Consider the following 16,284-nt stretch of genomic DNA (forward strand, 5'->3'; position numbering starts at 1 on the left):
GGGGACAGCATGAATTCTACAAATCCACTAGAACTGAAAGCACCTATTGTCCGGCTAAAGAAAGCAAGCGCATGGAAAAAAGAATTAACAATACCAAAAATAATAGCTACCATCCTGTTGATATTGGCTACACTATTTTTTATCTTTCCTTTTTATTGGGTAGTTTCAGGGGCCTTTAAACTTCAAACGGTAGCCACGACTATCCCACCGGAGTGGTTTCCATTAAAGCCGACGCTTCAGAACTGGACAGAATTATTTAAGAATCCTGTAGAACGCTGGATGTTTAATAGCTTTATTATTGCTTTTGCAGAAATGGCTGCGATCTGTATTGTCTCTTCCTGCGCCGGATATGTTCTCGCAAAGAAATCATTTCCAGGACGAGGAATGATCTTCACGATGTTTGTTGCCGCTATGGCATTGCCTAAGCAAGTGATTCTCGTTCCACTGTTTACGATGTTAGCTGACTTTGGTTGGGTCAATACGTATAAAGGGCTTATTTTACCGGCAATTGGTTGGCCATTTGGAGTTTTTCTGATGAAACAGTTCGCGCAGACGATTCCGGGTGAGCTGATTGAAGCGGCTAAAATTGACGGTAGTTCTGAAATTCGATTATTTGGAACGATCATTTTACCGTTATTAAAACCAGCAGTTGGTGCACTAGCCATATTCACCTTCATCACTTCGTGGAACGATTATTTCAGTCAGCTTATTATGACGAGATCAACTTCGATGATGACCTTGCCTCTTGGGGTAGCGACACTTCGTGGTGAATTTACAACGAACTATGGACTGCTAATGGCAGGAGCTGCGTTAGCTTCGATTCCTATGATTGCCATTTTCTTAATGTTTCAAAAAGCATTCACACAAGGAATTACGATGGGCGCTGTTAAAGGTTAGTTTCTCATAACAACGTAAATTAACAATAGTGATTTAAACGACGGAGGCTATTATCTATGAAATCATATGATCTTGAAGCTTTTAAAGGCATTATTATCGCTTTGTACTCCAGTTATGATGCCGAGGGGAATATCAATAAAGAAGGGGCGCGGAAATTAGCTCGTCATTATGCTTCTACAGGTGTGAAAGGTCTTTATGTTGGCGGAAGCTCAGGCGAAGGCATGCTGCAATCGGTAGAGGAACGCAAACAAATGCTCGAGGCAGTCATAGCAGAAGTAGGAGATGAGCTTACGATCATTGCTCACGTAGGTGCTCCATCTACAAGAGACAGTGTTGAGCTAGCTGCACATGCTGAATTAGTTGGCGCACATGCGGTATCGGCTGTTCCAGCGATCTATTACCGCCTATCACCGGATAGTGTTGAAAGTCATTGGCAAGCGATTATTGACAGCACCTCGCTTCCATTTATGATCTATCACATCCCGCAAACTACAGGTTTTCAATTATCGAAAAGCTTGCTGATCAAGATGGCAGCTCAGGTTAAAGTGATCGGGGTGAAAATTTCAGCGGAGAGCACATTTGAGCTTCAGCAGTTTAAATCCGCAGGCGGGAAGGATTTTTTAGTATTGAATGGACCGGATGAGCAGTACTTGGCTGGCCGCAGTATCGGGGCTGATGGCGGGATTGGTGGAACCTATGGGGTTATGCCTGAGCTATTTTTAAAAGTTGAACAATGTTATGGGCAAGGTGATATGGCTGAGGCACAGAAATGGCAGTTCATCATCAATGATCTCATTGTAGAATTATTATCCTTTCCATCATTATATGGTGCATGTAAAGCAATTCTGAGTTTGCGTGGATTTGAAACGGGCCTACCGAGAATGCCACTTCTACCCATCAAGGCTTCGGATCAGGATCGGGTGGAAGCTCTCAACAATAGAATATTAGAGTATATTCTTGAAGCGAAGGGATAGGGTTAATGATGACTCGAATGAGCGATATCTTTCCGATGAAAGGTCTGATCGTTTCATGTCAGGCACTTGAGCATGAGCCGCTTCATGGTGGAGATACAATGGCAAAAATGGCAAGAGCGGCGGTTCAATCAGGGGCAATTGGAATTCGGACGAATGGGGTTCCAGATATTCTAGCTATTAAAGAAGAAGTAAATGTACCGGTCATTGGACTTATTAAACGGGATATTCCCGGATCAGCCATATTTATTACGCCAACTCTGGATGAGGTGAAAGCAATCGTGTCCGCAAAAGCGGATATTGTTGCATTAGATGTTACGAATCGGGAAGGTCGCTTATTGTCGGTTCAGCCACTAATCGCATATGCCCATCAAATGGGTGTGCTTGTAATGGCAGATATATCGACCTTGGAGGAGGGACTGGCAGCGGAAGAATTAGGTGTAGATTTTATTGGTACAACACTTTCGGGCTACACACCATACAGTACACAACAAGAAGGACCAGATCTTGTCTTGCTTCAGCAATTATGCGAGTTCGTGAAGATTCCGGTAGTTGCAGAAGGGCGTATATGGACACCTGAAGATGCGGCGAGTGCTAAGAGGGCTGGGGCATCTTATGTAGTTGTAGGAAGTGCGATTACAAGGCCACAGTTAATCACTTCACGATATGTCAAAGCCGTGATCGATTGCTGAGACTTAAGGAGGCGAGTCCGTGTTAAAAGATTATGATCCTCTAATGGAATATGCGGTCGGTTTGGATATCGGGGGAACGAAAATTAATGCTGGACTCGTTACACCACAGGGAGATGTAGTACATACTGTAAGTCTGAGTACAATGGCTGGGTTTATGAAGACCGTGGACCGAGCTATTCAGGCTATTCAAAAGCTTATGAGTGAAGTTAATGCGATGCACGCAGGCATTCAGTTTAAAGGGATTGGTGTAGGAACTGCAGGACAAATCGATTGGGAGTCGGGGAGTATTCGCGCTGCCTCTGAGCTTATTCCTGGCTATGCTGGGACAGCTTTGAAAGCGTGGCTTCAGAATCAGTTCCAGCTTCCGGTAATCGTAGATAATGACGTGAATGTACTGGCATTAACAGAGAAATATTTAGGTTCTTGTAAAGGTGTAGAAGATTTTATTTGTCTTGCCCTTGGAACGGGTGTAGGCGGAGCAATTATTGTAGAAGGTCGCCTTGTTCATGGTTCTTGGGGCGGGGCTGGAGAGTTAGGGCATATGTCTGTAGATTTCAACGGCCCGGCTTGCGTTTGTGGTGGGAGAGGCTGCTTAGAACATTATGCCTCAGGAACAAGCATTGCTCGTCGCATGCAGGAAAAACTAACTACACACAGCTTGCCACTTTATAACTTAGATTCACGGGAAGTGATCACGAGATGGAGATCAGGAGAGCCTCTAGCAACAGAAGTAATGGAAGATACAACCGCTGCGCTTGGTTCAGCTATCGCTTCATTTATTCATATATTTAACCCGAAGGTCATTGTTATTGGTGGTGGAGTGGCTGAAGCTGGTGAGTTATTATTCGAAGGAATAAGAAGAGAAGTGGGCAGGAGAACGATGCCCGCGATGCTGGATAAGGTTCGAATTGAAGCAGCCTATCGTGGGAATTCCTGTGGAATGATCGGTGCGGCATTACAGGTCTGGGAGTACGGGGTTCCATCCCTTTCTTCTTATAATAAAGGCTTTATCTAAATCTCTTGATTAAATAGAATAATTTACCGATAATGTTAAAGGGATGAGAAGAAAGGTCAAATCTTTCTGAGGTCTCTAATCCGTTTAAAGGGAGTGATGATGTTTGAGTACGAACAACACCACAATGAAGTCCGAGAGAGGTCAGTATTCGTAAGGGAAGAACATCTCTCAATGACTACGGGAGGCACTATCGGAAATGATGACATTAATGAACATGGTACGGGGAACTGAGAACGATCTACCTGCCAAAGAGATGATCAAGTATTGGAATCATGAGCCTGGAACTTTGAAGCTTGTGAGAGCAAGCAGCAATTTTATTTATACGTTTCAATGGAATAGTAAGCACTATTATTTAAGGTTTACTCACGAAGAGGATAATAGCGCAGAGAATATTCAGGCTGAACTAGATTTTATGATGTACTTATTGGAACAGGGCTATGAGACTGTAGCACCAGCATGCTCCAAGCAAGGGAAGTGGATTGAGACCCTTTCAACTGGTAATGGCAAATATCACGGGGTTGTTTTTGAACAAGCCCAGGGGGAGTACGTTCCACTTGAAAAGATGTCGGAGCTGCAGTTCCAACATTGGGGTCAAACGCTCGCGCGACTGCATAATTTCTCCGAAACTTATGCTCCGAGCACACCCGCGCGTAAAAGCTGGGTCGATTCTCTTCAATTTATTTTATCCGTATTAAGAAGACACCCCGAGGAGCATAAAGCGCTTAAGGAATATGAACGAATTGAGGCGTGGCTAAGTGAGCTCTCTTTTGGCGTTGGACATACGGGGCTGATCCATTTTGATTTTGAGACCGACAATATCTTTTATATGAAAGAGAAATCTCGATATAGTGCGATCGACTTTGATGACTCTATGTATCACTGGTTTGCGATGGATATCACATCAGCGTTGAGAGATCTATCCAAGCAGAATGATGAGGAGAGCAAGAAGAACATCGATCATTTTATTAATGGCTATAGATCTGTAAAGCGTCTGGATGATGAATATATCAAGCTATTGCCAGAATTCCAAAGATTCTCTGATTTATATGGATTCGCTAGGTTGCTTCGGAGCTTAGAGAATTTGGACGTTTCTATTAGTCCAGAATGGGCACTACAGCTTAAATCGAAATTAGAAGGAATCTGTGATCGTATTCGGGATGGCTTTCATCCACATATTGCGCTGAAGACAATTACTGAGAATAACTGGTATGCCTGTACGCAATTAGAGGTGTCCAATGAGCAAAAAACGGTTTTTCCTGTACCGGTAGTCTATTGGTTAGCTGAATCGGCTTATTGCGGAATGACTCCGTTGGCTTTATATGCAGATGAAGAATTGGTAGGATTCTCAGTATATGCCGTTGATCCTGAGGACGGAAGTTATTGGATTATGGCTTTTATGATTGATCAGAAATATCAGAATAGAGGATTCGGTAGAACCGGAATGGATGCCTTGATTCGAACTATAAAAGCGGAACATCATTGCGACAAAATCGTTATTGGACATCGAATAGAGAACGAACGTGCTTCGAACTTATATACATCCCTTGGATTCGTTGAAATGAGCAGGGATGAGTTTGAAGTTGTACGTGAGTTGATAGTGTAAAGAGAAAGGAGGCCGTTCCAAAAGTAGTTTTTTTACTACTTGGGTGTGGCTCTCTTCTTGTTATCCTGTAAATGACGTTCCAAATGATGATCCAAGTGAAGCCCCAATAGAACAATTAGGGAATTTCTCCCTAAAATTAAGAGGTTATTGGTCAGTAGACTGATAATTCGGGAAAAATTCCCTTAAATTCCTCTGATTTGATGAAAATCAAAGGGATTAGCCTAATTTATAGGGAGGAATCCCCTAATTTCATTCATTATTAGTGAATACCGATTATTTATAGGGAGTTTTTCCCTAATTAGTGTTAATACATCAAGTGAGAGCCTGTTGCTTGGATTATCATATGAAAAAAGCTGTCTCATAAGTAGCGTTCACTACTTATGAGACAGCTCCCTTTAAATATTAGGTCCACTCTTGTTCCAAAGAAGAATAAATAATCTCGTTGCACCATTGCTGATTACAGAATCTAGTCTCCCTAAGAACCCCGTCTTTAAACATCCCTGCTCTAATCATTACTTTCTCAGATTGCACATTCTCGGCGTTGGCATAAGCAACAACCCTATGTGCATTAAGAGACTTAAAGGCATAACCTATCATGGACTTCACGGCTTCAGTTGCATATCCCATTTTCCAATAGTCCGGGAGTAGGACCCAACCCATTTCCCATTCTCTGATTTCTTCCCAGTTTAACTTGATACTGATATTACCGATGAGCTTCATATCCAGCTTTCTACATATTGCAAGATCATAATATTGCCGTGGATCATTTGTTGCTTGAGACAAGATAGAAAGGAAGTCATTTTTAATTTGTTGGGCATCAGGTGCAGTGTTCTCATACTTGTAGGATAGGGGATTTTGTTCTAGTTCTTCATAAAAAGAAGAATCACTGCTTGTATACCCTCTTAATATTAATCTGTCAGTTATTAATTCCACGAAGATAACACTCCTAGTCTGCGATTGTGATGGCTATAAGGCTACACAGTAATTTCTTTTCGTTCCAATAGATTCCCTTTATTTTTCATAATATTTACACATTATAAAAATATAAGATCACTAATCTTCCATTTTTATCTACTAAAATAGTGGAATTGTGATAAAGTAATAATGGTTTATTTACTAGAGGAGGATTTTGGAAATGAAAGCTATTAAATGGAGTATTGCAGCAGTACTAGCAGTATCTATGTATGGTCCAATTCATACAGCGAAGGCAGCAGATGCAAATAGCACAAATGTAGTGAACGAACAGTCAATTTCTAGCACGGATGATTTGATTTTTCAAATGGATTATACGGAGATGACTGTTGGTGACAAGGTACCTGTGCAGATTTTTGCAAAAGGGCCAGATGGCTCATCCGATCGTGTTCCTTTGTCTCAAGCAGATATGGTGATCGAGAAGCCTTACTTATTGCAAAAGCTGCCAGATGGCTCAATGAAAGCAATAGCCGTTGGTGAAACAAATGTAACCGTACGTTCAGGAACTAATTCCAAAACGTTAAAGGTATCTATCAGTGCTGATAAGGACATCGAAACAGGTGTATTAATCAGTGGCACGATGTATTTGCCTGTACAATCCACATTTAAGAGCTTGGGTGCAACTATTCAGACTAACACAGCCACTAAGACCTTTAGCATTCGTCTGGGAGATTTGCCTATCCAACTTCAGCTAGGCAGTGATATTGCTATGGTGAATGGGAATAAGGTGAAAATGTCTGGTAAAGTGCAAACCGTGGATGGAGGAGCTGTATTCCCTGCAACCCTCTTAAAAACTTCATTGGGAGCAGTGTTGGACTTTGGTGCTCATTATGAGTCTTTGAACATCAATTTCGGTAAAGCGGAGTTATTTGCTTATACGAAAAATACGTTAAAAATAGCTAAAAGAGAATCTCAAGGGGATCTCGCTAAGCTAATCGGAAAGACTTATTGGTTCAACCAGTTTGACTCCGACTATAAATTCCAAAAAGCAACGATTGTTGATATTCTAGTGAACGACGATAATGAGTTTGCGATTTCTTTTAAATTGGCATCAGGTAAAGTTGTGGAGACTTATGATATGGAATATGATCAGGTCACTCGCATTCTAGCAAACAAAGAGTATTTCTTTACGTCTGATCCTACCAAAATCTATAAATGGTCAAATGCAACATGGGCTAAAATTAAGGCTGGTAAAATTTCGACAGGAATGACCAAACAGCAAGTAGAACTAAGCTGGGGAACCCCTATCGACAAATCAAGTCTATCCGGAAGTGGAATTACTGTAGAGACTTGGCGGTATGGAAATTATAACTATGTTACCTTTACGAATGGTGTTGTCTCCATGATTTACACGAACTAAGTTATCTATATCTATCCGATTCTAAACAATAGGACGTCTTCATTCTCGAAGGCGTCTTTTTTATATTCTACAGGAACTTTTGAACGTCTTTAATCATACAACCTGTCCTTGCAGCATATCTTTTGAAAGAAGCACTTTCAGAATGAAGTGTTGACTATTGTTGACCGAAATGAGGGGTTCATTCATGGCAAAGTCAAAACGTGGACATGCACTATGGAGTTTACCATCCAGGGGGAGGGGGACTTGTCCGGTCTGTCAGAGCACACGGATCAAACTGCTTTATCCAAAAAGAAAAACGGACGGGTCAGTCGTTAAGGTCTGTAAGCGTTGTGACAAGGCACCACAGACGAAAGTGGATGCAGTATTGGTGTAAAAAAGTAACGCAAGGATGCCTAGTTGCAGCTATATGCATATTGCATGTAGGTACAACTAGGCATCCTTATTTTGAAATATAAGAAAGTATACATTTCACAATATGCTGGGTATGAAATTATTTCAGCGTACGATGAATGACCTGATCACGTCTAGGTCCCACAGAAACAGTAGAAATACGTATTCCAATAGACGTTTCAATAAAGTCGACGTAACTTTTAGCTTGCTCTGGCAGCTCGTCGAAGTTCGTGATATGGGAAATATCGCAGTTCCAGCCAGATAAATGCGTTATTATCGGTTTTGCTGTGTTTAGCTTATTTGTTGCTGGAAACTTGTCAGTGATATCCCCATTTTCAAGTTCATAGGCAACGCAAACCGGAATCTCATTCAAATAACCAAGAACATCCAGATTGGTCAACACAACCTCCGTTGCACCTTGCATCAGGCATCCATAACGTGTAGCTACAGCATCAAACCAACCCATACGTCTAGGACGACCCGTAGTTGCTCCGAATTCCCCAGCATCGCCACCTCTTGTGCGAAGTTCATCCGCTACAGGGCCTTCTAATTCAGATACAAAAGGTCCGGCACCAACACAACTGGAATATGCCTTCGTTACAGCGATAACATTCGTGATGGCAGCCGCAGGTAGACCCGCGCCGACAGGTGCATATCCGGCAAGTGTCGATGATGAGGTAGAGTAAGGATAAATCCCGTGATCAGGATCACGCAGAGCGCCTAACTGCCCTTCAAGCAGAATCGTCTCATCTTTTGCATAAGCTTCTTGCAGTATTTCTGTTGTATTGGCAACGTATGGTGTTAATTGCGCAGCTTCCTTTTGCAACTGAGCCATTAATTCCGAAACTTGGAAAGGGGCTTTCTTATACAAATGTTCGAGCAATATATTTTTTGAAGCAAGTAATTGTTCGAGACGTTTCTCAAGTTGGATAGGATCAAATAAATCCGCAACCTGTATGCCGAGCTTGGCATATTTATCCGCGTAGAATGGCGCTATCCCTCGCTTGGTTGAACCGAACCCTTGTGATCCAAGTCGTTCCTCTTCCAGCTCATCAAAACAACGATGGATCGAGAGTACGATTTGAGCACGCTCAGATACGTACAACTTCGGTTTTGGAACCCCTCTATCTGCTAATGCCTGCAATTCCTTTACTAATACTTCTGTATCAAGTGCTGTTCCTGGTCCAATAATGTTTGTAACTGAAGGGTAAAATACACCAGAAGGCAGCATATGAAGCGAAAATTTTCCATACTGGTTAATGATGGTATGACCAGCATTACTTCCACCTTGAAAACGAACTACATAGGAGGATTGAGCGGCTAATACATCCGTCATCTTCCCTTTGCCTTCATCTCCCCAGTTAGCTCCTACAATTGCGATTACAGTCACGTAATTACCTCCCAAGCTTGTGATTGGCTACAGGTCTAAGTATAATGCTAGATATAACATTAGAAAAATTGATATATGTAATATCTATTATAAGGTGAGGTAATGACTTGGAAATGGACATCAACTTGGAATGGTATCGCTCTTTTTATTGGGTAGCACAAACAGGCAGCTTAACTGCGGCAGCAGAACGGCTGAATATCACACAACCAGCGGTGAGTCACACGATTAAGCAATTGGAAGAAAAAATGGGCGGACCCTTATTTTTTCGTACCTCTAGAGGGGTGGATTTAACAACAGAAGGAAAAGTACTGCTGCGATTCATTGAGCAAGCCTTTCAGAATGTGGAGATGGGTGAGCGGGCGATAGCTGAAATGAACAATTTAAATAGCGGGGAGATTCATATCGGTGCAAGTGATACCCTCTGCAAATATTACTTGTTATCATATCTCGAGCAATATCATGAACAATATCCTAGCGTACGTATTCATATTACGAATCGAACAACACCGGAAACGCTCACGCTTTTAAAAGAAGGTAAAATTGATTTCGGTATCGTTAGCTTACCGGCATCAGACAAACAGATTGAATTTCGTAAGAGTACACGGCTCCAAGATTGTCTTGTAGGAGGCAAGGGCTTCCGTCATTTAGCGGATAATACAATGCCGCTTTCAAACATCAAGCAGTACCCATTATTATTTCTAGAGCCAGGAGGCAGCACAAGAAAGTACATAGATGGGTTTCTTGCCTCCAATCATGTGACGATAACACCAGAGTTTGAACTTGGCAGTGTAGATCTTCTTGTTCAGTTCGCTTTGCGTGGCTTTGGTTTAGCTTTTGTTATTCGTGATTATGTAAAGGAAGAATTAAAAAGTGGGGAGCTTGTAGAAATTCCTTTAGATCCGCCATTTCCGGAGCGTAACATCGGGATAGCGACGCTTCGAGGGGTTCCTCTCTCTGCTGCATCAAAGTCCTTTCTAACCTTATTGGACTAAATTAATTCGGATTCGGGATCATACACATGAGGAGGAGGCTAAGCTATGAGTGATATACTTGGTCGGCTACGCAAGGGATACGGGAAAAAGCTGCGTTCACTTCACACCTGGAACGGCTGGATCGTCGTGATATTGGCCTTGACTGGGCTTGTGCTAGTAGGCGGTTTCTGGCGAGGTTTCCTTGGTGAAGGCAGGGTATGGATTAAAGGCTTGCATATTGTGGTAGGAATCGCATCTATCCTTCCAGTGATCTATTATCTTCTGCTGGCCAGTAAACATTGGAAACAGCTAAAGGAAAAACCTTGGCAGCGGTTTAATGTACTTGTTGTGCTCTTTCTGTTGCTTGGGTGGTTCGTTTCTGGCGTATTGTTGTGGCAATTTCGTACGGTAGGACCGCAAGTATCAAATCTTGCATTGGTCGTTCATGATGTCCTGACATGGATTGGACTGCCTTACATTATCTATCACTCATTGACTCGTGTGAAGTGGCTGAAGGAGCCGAATCGTCGGACCATCAAGAGCGAGGGGAATGTCATTACAACATCTCAGAATACTCCGCAGCCAGTCTATACACGTAGAGCTTTCATTCGAGGGACGATCGGTGTAGGGCTTGCCCTTACAATCGGCCCCTCATTTGTAAAATGGTTAGGCAGCTCGATTGGTAACATAGGTGGTAGCGAAACGATCGATAAATTAATCGAGAATGATCGCAATCAGCTGTTGCCAGCACCGCAGCCACTGGCAGCATCTTCACCGCCTCTTGGAGGTGGATCGCAGGGTCAATTCCGTGTTTATACTGTAACCCCTATTCCTGAGTTCACGAACGATAATTGGTCCTTTAAGTTGGATGGTCTTGTTGATCAGAGCTTTACATGGAATTGGGAGCAATTCGTTCAGTTGCATCGGACGGTTCAAGTGAGTGATTTTCACTGCGTGACAGGTTGGTCCGTCTATAAGAATACCTGGGAGGGCATCAAGTTGAAGGATCTTCTGCAACGGGCTGGTGTGAAGTCTACTGCAAAGACAGTGAAGTTCTACTCAGGGGATGGGGTATATACTGATACTCTTACATTGGAACAAGCGGATATGGACGATGTTATGGTCGCGGTTATGCATGACGGGAAACCGATTCCAAGCGATCTCGGTGGACCGGTTCGGCTAATTGTTCCCAAAATGTTCGCTTACAAGTCAGTGAAGTGGTTGAACCGGATTGAACTGATCGAGGGAGAGCATACAGGATATTGGGAGCAACGAGGATATTCGAATGACGCTTGGGTATGAAAATGAGATTTTAACCTTAATGGGCTTTGGGCCTGTTAAGGTTTTTTTGTGATTAGGGATGTAAACACAGAAATATTTCCATATATATAGAAGTGAATCAACGAGGGGCATAGATCATCTGCGGAAAATTAGTTTTTTTGTAAATAAAAGGAGTATGGTGAGTTAGTTTCTGATAAAATAAAGCAAATGATGGAAAAAGTTACCGGATCGGTTAGGGAGGTGTTTATGTTGAACGGTGCAAGATCCGTAAAGCTATTAGGACTTATAGTTGGCGTGGTGTTACTGAATATTATTGTTTTGTCACCAGGGCTATTAGGGCTCGAAATTGGGGGAGTAAGTGTTCTAGAGACCTCCTTTGGCGTGACATTAGTAGTGATCAGTCTTCTCGTTGTCCTCTATGGAAGTTATAATTTGCTGTTTAAACCTTCGGTGGCTCCACCTGTAAAAGAGATAAAGACGCATGAGGATTATATAGTAGCGCTATCGCAATACAGAAATGTAAAGGTGCTGAAGAAGGACATTACGCTGGCTTTGGATCAGGTCATTCGGATGGAAAAGAAGAAAAACACGTTAATGGTTGTCCTTGGTCAGAGATTTGAGCAGTCGGAGTTAAGCTTTAAGAAGTTTATGGCAGTTAGTTGTGAAGTAGAGAAGCTCTTCTATTTGAATATCCGAGGGATTCTTAATAAGTTGAGTGTTTTTGACGCTTCAGAATTCACTCTTTTTGCCAGCCAGCAGAGAACTGCGCAGTTCTCAGAAAAACTGGTGCAGAAAAAAACAGCTCTTTACCATGAGTATTTGGCTTATGTAACGGGGTATCTCGGAGCAAACGAAGAAATTTTGCTGAAGTTAGATCAATTGCTACTTGAAATATCGTTACTAGACAGCACGAATTATAAAGATGTTGAAGAAATGCCTTGTATGAAGGAGATCGATGAATTGATCAAACAGACGAAATTTTATAAGCAATGAAAGGGCGATGCGAATGGCTAGGAAAGGGAGAACATTTCTTGTACTCGGAATTATAACTGTAGTCGTTTTTGCACTTGTATATTTTGGGATCACCTTAACATCTAATTTAGGCAAATCCACTAGTGAGGTCTCAACGGAAGATGCAGGTAAACAACTGGATAAACTTTATAAAAAAATTAATGTAAACACCGCAGAGCAGGTCAAAGGACAAATCGACCTTGATCCTGTAGCGATTGGTGATTCCTTGCCGGATATTTCTAAATTTCCTATATCAGTAACCAATACAACGGATAGCTTTGTCGAAATCTTTTCATCCACAGAGAAATCAGGAACGGGTAATGATGGATGGCTTAATGAAGTGGCGACAGATTTTAATAGTTCGAATATAGAAGTGAACGGATTACCTGTTTCAGTAAAAATTCGCAATATTGCTTCAGGAACAGCGACGGATTACATAAGGTCTGGTAAATATATACCAGATGCGTTTACACCATCCAATGAGTTATGGGGTGAGATGGTGAAAGCTAACGGCATCAAAACGCAGCTTATAACCAATCGTCTGATTGGCAATGTTGCTGGTATTGTTACGAACAAAACGAAATATGATGAGTTAGTCGAGAAATACGGTTCTTTGAACGTCAAGACGATCACAGATGCAATAGCGAATAATGAATTATCTATGGGCTATACGGATCCTTTTGCCAGCTCAACAGGTCTGAACTTTCTTGTGACTGCACTTGGGACGTTTGACAGTTCTAATTTGCTTGGAGAACAAGCGGTTCAGGGCTTTGAGAAATTCCAAGCCAATGTCCCATTTCTCGCGTCGACGACTTTACAAATGCGCGAAGCGGCTAAAACTGGAAAGCTGGATGCATTTGTCTTAGAGTACCAAATTTTCGCAAATGCTCCTGAACTGAAGGGGAGCTATGTATTTACTCCTTTTGGTGTAAGACATGACAGCCCCCTTTACGCATTAGGTGATCTACCACAAGAGAAGCAGGACATTATTGAAAAATTTACGGAGTTTGTTGAAAAGGATAAATACCAGCGTTTAGGTGAGGAAAAAGGCTTTAACGGACTGGATGACTATCATTCGGAAGTTAATCCAGTGGATGGCAATCTTTTATCCTCGGCGCAAAAGTTGTGGAAAGAGAAGAAAAACGGCAATAAGCCCATTGCGGCAGTATTTGTAGCCGATGTTTCAGGCAGCATGAATGGTGAGCCTTTAAATCGCTTAAAGCAATCATTATTAACGGGACAGAAATACTTGGGTAAAGATAATAGTATCGGGTTTGTTTCATACTCCGATAACGTTACGATAAACCTTCCTATTGGTAAGTACGACACAAATCAACAGTCGATGTTTGTTGGAGCGATAGATAGCCTTCAGGCGAATGGAGGCACAGCGACTTTTGATGGCATTTTAGTGGCACTAAAAATGCTTCAGGATGAAATGAAAATTAATCCAGAAATTAAACCTTTGATCTTTGTGTTAAGCGATGGGGAGACGAATGAAGGTCACTCCCTAGATGATATAAGGAGCTTAATTGAAACCTACAAAATTCCAATTTACACGATTGGTTACAACGCGAATATTAAAGCACTGGAGAGCATTTCAAAAATTAATGAAGCAGCTAACATCAATGCGGATACAGATGACGTAGTCTATAAAATCGGCAATCTGCTTAATGTCCAAATGTAAGTTAAACTTGTTAGGAGGGGTTCTATGTCTTTCACGATGGAAGTGGTAAGTCCAGAGAAATTGAAATCCGCAATTGAAGCTCAGGTTAAACCTGAACCAGAGGAAGTAACACAACTGAAGGAAATGGCGATAACCAATGTCTCGACGATCTTGGAGCTGGATTTAGAATCTTTGGACAAACGAAAAGAAGTGCTGCAATCCATAGACAGCTTCGGGATGAGCACCATGAGATCATCTTCAGATAAGAACTCTCTTTTACAAGTTTCTGTCGGGAATTTATCGAAAACAGGGGATGAAGGTGGGCAAGTAGCTAAGGGTTTAACAGAGCTCAATCTCCAGTTAAAAGATCTAGACCCGAGCGCAGTGGATTTTGCTAAAAGTGGTCTTCTAGGGAAGTTTTTTAACCCATTGCGGAGTTATTTTGCGAAGTATCAAAAAGCAGATGCTGTAATCTCAGATATTATCATTTCTTTAGATAAAGGCAAAACCGTATTGAAAAATGATAACACTACATTAGAGTTTGAGCAGCAATCGCTTAGAGAGCTCACTAAAAAACTGCAGAAAGAGATTCAGCTAGGCATGCTGATGGATCAGGAGATCGAGGCGCAGCTAGATGCAGCTAAGCTACGCAATGAGGACGAAGAAAGGGTAAAGTTCATCACAGAGGAAGTATTGTTTCCACTTCGTCAGCGAGTGATGGATTTGCAACAAATGCTGGTAGTGAATCAGCAGGGAATTATGGCCATCGAAGTAGTAATTCGAAATAACAAAGAGTTAATCAGAGGGGTAGACAGAGCCAGGAATGTTACAGTTTCTGCCCTGAAAATCTCTGTTACGGTGGCTAGTGCACTCTACAATCAACGAATCGTTTTGAAAAAGATTGAACTCCTAAATCAAACAACCAACACGCTAATAAGTGGCACCTCAAAAATGCTGAAAGATCAAGGAGCAGCAATTCATAAGCAATCCCTAGAATCTAGCATTTCTGTAGATACTTTAAAACAGGCATTTACAGATGTGCTATCTGCTTTAGATTCGATAAGTACGTATAAGCAGGAAGCTCTTCCTAAAATGCGTGAAACCATTAACCAGTTCAGAGAGTTGGCAGATAGCGGAGAACAGCAGATCGTGCGGCTCGAGAAGGGAAATAAGCTGGGCTTGTAGCTGTTACCGGTCTAAAGCCATCCTAGCCTTTAGTCTGGTAAGACTCCGGTCCTAAGACTGTTTTGAGCCTTCTTATTCTCACGTATAATGAGATTAATTGATAACGTGAGAGGAAGGACATAAGAAATGAATGATAAGTTGTATACAATGCCGATCGGAGCGGTAGATTCCATGCAGATTCCCGTAGAATCGAAATCACAATCTAAACCAGGCAAACGTCGATCAAGTCCCAAGACCTATCGGAGTATGTTGTATTTTATAATCTCTTTGCCGATTACGATAGTATATTTCGTGTTTATGGTGACAGGGTTAGCGTTATCCATTGCGTTAACACCAATTTTTATCGGTATTCCCTTATTTTTCGCAGTAGCTAAAGGGTTAGACTACATTGTGAAATTTGAGCAAGAGCTAGTAAGATCACTGCTGGATATTCCAAGACCGAATGAAGAGCGTAGAACGGATATGAAGCAAGAGGGAGCGGGCTTCCTAGAGCGCATGAAGTTAGGCTTTGATGGTTCAAAGTTTGCACGTAACATTATGCTGATTATGGGACGATTCGTAACCAGCATTATCTTCTTCTCATTAACGATAACTGTGGTAGCGGCTGCGCTCGGTCTGATCACACTACCCGTGTTACATCAGATTTTCTTGCAAACAATGGATTTGAATATTTTGGAGAATAGTGTGTTTGCCTTATTTAATATCGACTGGACATTATCTCAGCAATACATTTCCTATGTTGTAGCGGGACTCGTCGTTTCTGTGATTGCAACTTGGGTGATTAAATCGTTGATGGATGTACAGCGTAGAATGTTGTTTGTATCCTACGAGGAAGAACGTCAGTATTAAATGGAAAGGGGCTGTCTCAAAAGTAGATTTTCTA

Annotated in this window: 15 protein-coding genes; 13 read left to right on the forward strand and 2 right to left on the reverse strand. The window is 41.9% G+C overall.

Going from position 1 to position 16,284, the window contains the following annotated elements:
* Positions 1–9: 9 nt before the first annotated feature.
* From CA598_RS15995 to CA598_RS32965, 5 genes are all read left to right on the forward strand, one after another.
* A complete protein-coding gene (locus CA598_RS15995) occupies positions 10–897 on the forward strand; it encodes a carbohydrate ABC transporter permease (protein ID WP_094877158.1) in 888 nt (295 codons plus the stop codon).
* Positions 898–953: 56 nt separating this feature from the next.
* Positions 954–1,871 (forward strand): dihydrodipicolinate synthase family protein, encoded by a 918-nt coding sequence (locus CA598_RS16000; RefSeq protein WP_094877159.1) that lies wholly within the window; start codon positions 954–956, stop codon positions 1,869–1,871.
* Positions 1,872–1,876: 5 nt separating this feature from the next.
* Entirely contained in the window at positions 1,877–2,560 is a 684-nt protein-coding gene (locus tag CA598_RS16005) for an N-acetylmannosamine-6-phosphate 2-epimerase (protein WP_094868638.1), read from the forward strand.
* Positions 2,561–2,579: 19 nt separating this feature from the next.
* Positions 2,580–3,575 (forward strand): ROK family protein, encoded by a 996-nt coding sequence (locus CA598_RS16010; protein ID WP_094877160.1) that lies wholly within the window; start codon positions 2,580–2,582, stop codon positions 3,573–3,575.
* Between the two features lie 196 nt (positions 3,576–3,771).
* Positions 3,772–5,178 carry a GNAT family N-acetyltransferase gene (locus CA598_RS32965; RefSeq protein WP_094877161.1) on the forward strand — a complete coding sequence of 469 codons (1,407 nt, stop codon included), beginning with the start codon at positions 3,772–3,774 and terminating at the stop codon, positions 5,176–5,178.
* A 402-nt stretch (positions 5,179–5,580) separates the two neighbouring features.
* Here the strand turns inward: CA598_RS32965 and CA598_RS16020 are convergent, their stop codons facing one another.
* Positions 5,581–6,111, reverse strand: coding sequence for a GNAT family N-acetyltransferase (locus CA598_RS16020; protein ID WP_179283683.1), 531 nt, complete (start codon positions 6,109–6,111; stop codon positions 5,581–5,583).
* Positions 6,112–6,313: 202 nt separating this feature from the next.
* On the opposite strand from CA598_RS16020, the gene CA598_RS16025 reads away from it, so the two are divergent.
* Together CA598_RS16025 and CA598_RS16030 are read left to right on the forward strand one after the other, a co-directional pair.
* Complete coding sequence (locus tag CA598_RS16025) at positions 6,314–7,510, forward strand: stalk domain-containing protein (protein WP_094877163.1); 1,197 nt, start codon at positions 6,314–6,316, stop codon at positions 7,508–7,510.
* 184 nt (positions 7,511–7,694) lie between these two features.
* Positions 7,695–7,883, forward strand: coding sequence for a hypothetical protein (locus CA598_RS16030; RefSeq protein WP_076121390.1), 189 nt, complete (start codon positions 7,695–7,697; stop codon positions 7,881–7,883).
* Between the two features lie 117 nt (positions 7,884–8,000).
* Here the strand turns inward: CA598_RS16030 and CA598_RS16035 are convergent, their stop codons facing one another.
* Entirely contained in the window at positions 8,001–9,290 is a 1,290-nt protein-coding gene (locus CA598_RS16035) for an adenylosuccinate synthase (RefSeq protein ID WP_094868643.1), read from the reverse strand.
* 113 nt (positions 9,291–9,403) lie between these two features.
* On the opposite strand from CA598_RS16035, the gene CA598_RS16040 reads away from it, so the two are divergent.
* From CA598_RS16040 to CA598_RS16065, 6 genes are all read left to right on the forward strand, one after another.
* A complete protein-coding gene (locus tag CA598_RS16040) occupies positions 9,404–10,282 on the forward strand; it encodes a LysR family transcriptional regulator (RefSeq protein ID WP_094868667.1) in 879 nt (292 codons plus the stop codon).
* A 45-nt stretch (positions 10,283–10,327) separates the two neighbouring features.
* Positions 10,328–11,563 carry a molybdopterin-dependent oxidoreductase gene (locus tag CA598_RS16045; protein WP_094877164.1) on the forward strand — a complete coding sequence of 412 codons (1,236 nt, stop codon included), beginning with the start codon at positions 10,328–10,330 and terminating at the stop codon, positions 11,561–11,563.
* A gap of 225 nt (positions 11,564–11,788) precedes the next feature.
* On the forward strand, positions 11,789–12,535 hold the full coding sequence (locus tag CA598_RS16050; protein ID WP_306440470.1) for a hypothetical protein: 747 nt from the start codon (positions 11,789–11,791) through the stop codon (positions 12,533–12,535).
* Between the two features lie 13 nt (positions 12,536–12,548).
* Positions 12,549–14,237, forward strand: coding sequence for a vWA domain-containing protein (locus tag CA598_RS16055; RefSeq protein ID WP_094877165.1), 1,689 nt, complete (start codon positions 12,549–12,551; stop codon positions 14,235–14,237).
* 24 nt (positions 14,238–14,261) lie between these two features.
* Positions 14,262–15,401 (forward strand): toxic anion resistance protein, encoded by a 1,140-nt coding sequence (locus CA598_RS16060; RefSeq protein WP_094868646.1) that lies wholly within the window; start codon positions 14,262–14,264, stop codon positions 15,399–15,401.
* Positions 15,402–15,527: 126 nt separating this feature from the next.
* The gene (locus CA598_RS16065; protein WP_094877166.1) at positions 15,528–16,250 is read left to right on the forward strand and encodes a sensor domain-containing protein; all 723 of its coding nucleotides are present in this window, start codon (positions 15,528–15,530) and stop codon (positions 16,248–16,250) included.
* Positions 16,251–16,284: the final 34 nt, after the last annotated feature.

This window comes from Paenibacillus sp. VTT E-133291, assembly GCF_002264395.1.
Lineage (GTDB): Bacteria > Bacillota > Bacilli > Paenibacillales > Paenibacillaceae > Paenibacillus_AQ > Paenibacillus_AQ nitricinens.

Excerpts from the sequence above, each read along its gene's own strand:
- CA598_RS16005 (WP_094868638.1), top strand. The coding sequence starts at position 1,877 with ATGATGACTCGAATGAGCGATATCTTTCCGATGAAAGGTCTGATCGTT.
- CA598_RS16055 (WP_094877165.1), top strand. The coding sequence starts at position 12,549 with ATGGCTAGGAAAGGGAGAACATTTCTTGTACTCGGAATTATAACTGTA.
- CA598_RS16030 (WP_076121390.1), top strand. The coding sequence starts at position 7,695 with ATGGCAAAGTCAAAACGTGGACATGCACTATGGAGTTTACCATCCAGG.
- CA598_RS16060 (WP_094868646.1), top strand. The coding sequence starts at position 14,262 with ATGTCTTTCACGATGGAAGTGGTAAGTCCAGAGAAATTGAAATCCGCA.
- CA598_RS16050 (WP_306440470.1), top strand. The coding sequence starts at position 11,789 with ATGTTGAACGGTGCAAGATCCGTAAAGCTATTAGGACTTATAGTTGGC.
- CA598_RS15995 (WP_094877158.1), top strand. The coding sequence starts at position 10 with ATGAATTCTACAAATCCACTAGAACTGAAAGCACCTATTGTCCGGCTA.
- CA598_RS16025 (WP_094877163.1), top strand. The coding sequence starts at position 6,314 with ATGAAAGCTATTAAATGGAGTATTGCAGCAGTACTAGCAGTATCTATG.
- CA598_RS16065 (WP_094877166.1), top strand. The coding sequence starts at position 15,528 with ATGAATGATAAGTTGTATACAATGCCGATCGGAGCGGTAGATTCCATG.
- CA598_RS16000 (WP_094877159.1), top strand. The coding sequence starts at position 954 with ATGAAATCATATGATCTTGAAGCTTTTAAAGGCATTATTATCGCTTTG.
- CA598_RS32965 (WP_094877161.1), top strand. The coding sequence starts at position 3,772 with ATGATGACATTAATGAACATGGTACGGGGAACTGAGAACGATCTACCT.
- CA598_RS16045 (WP_094877164.1), top strand. The coding sequence starts at position 10,328 with ATGAGTGATATACTTGGTCGGCTACGCAAGGGATACGGGAAAAAGCTG.
- CA598_RS16040 (WP_094868667.1), top strand. The coding sequence starts at position 9,404 with ATGGACATCAACTTGGAATGGTATCGCTCTTTTTATTGGGTAGCACAA.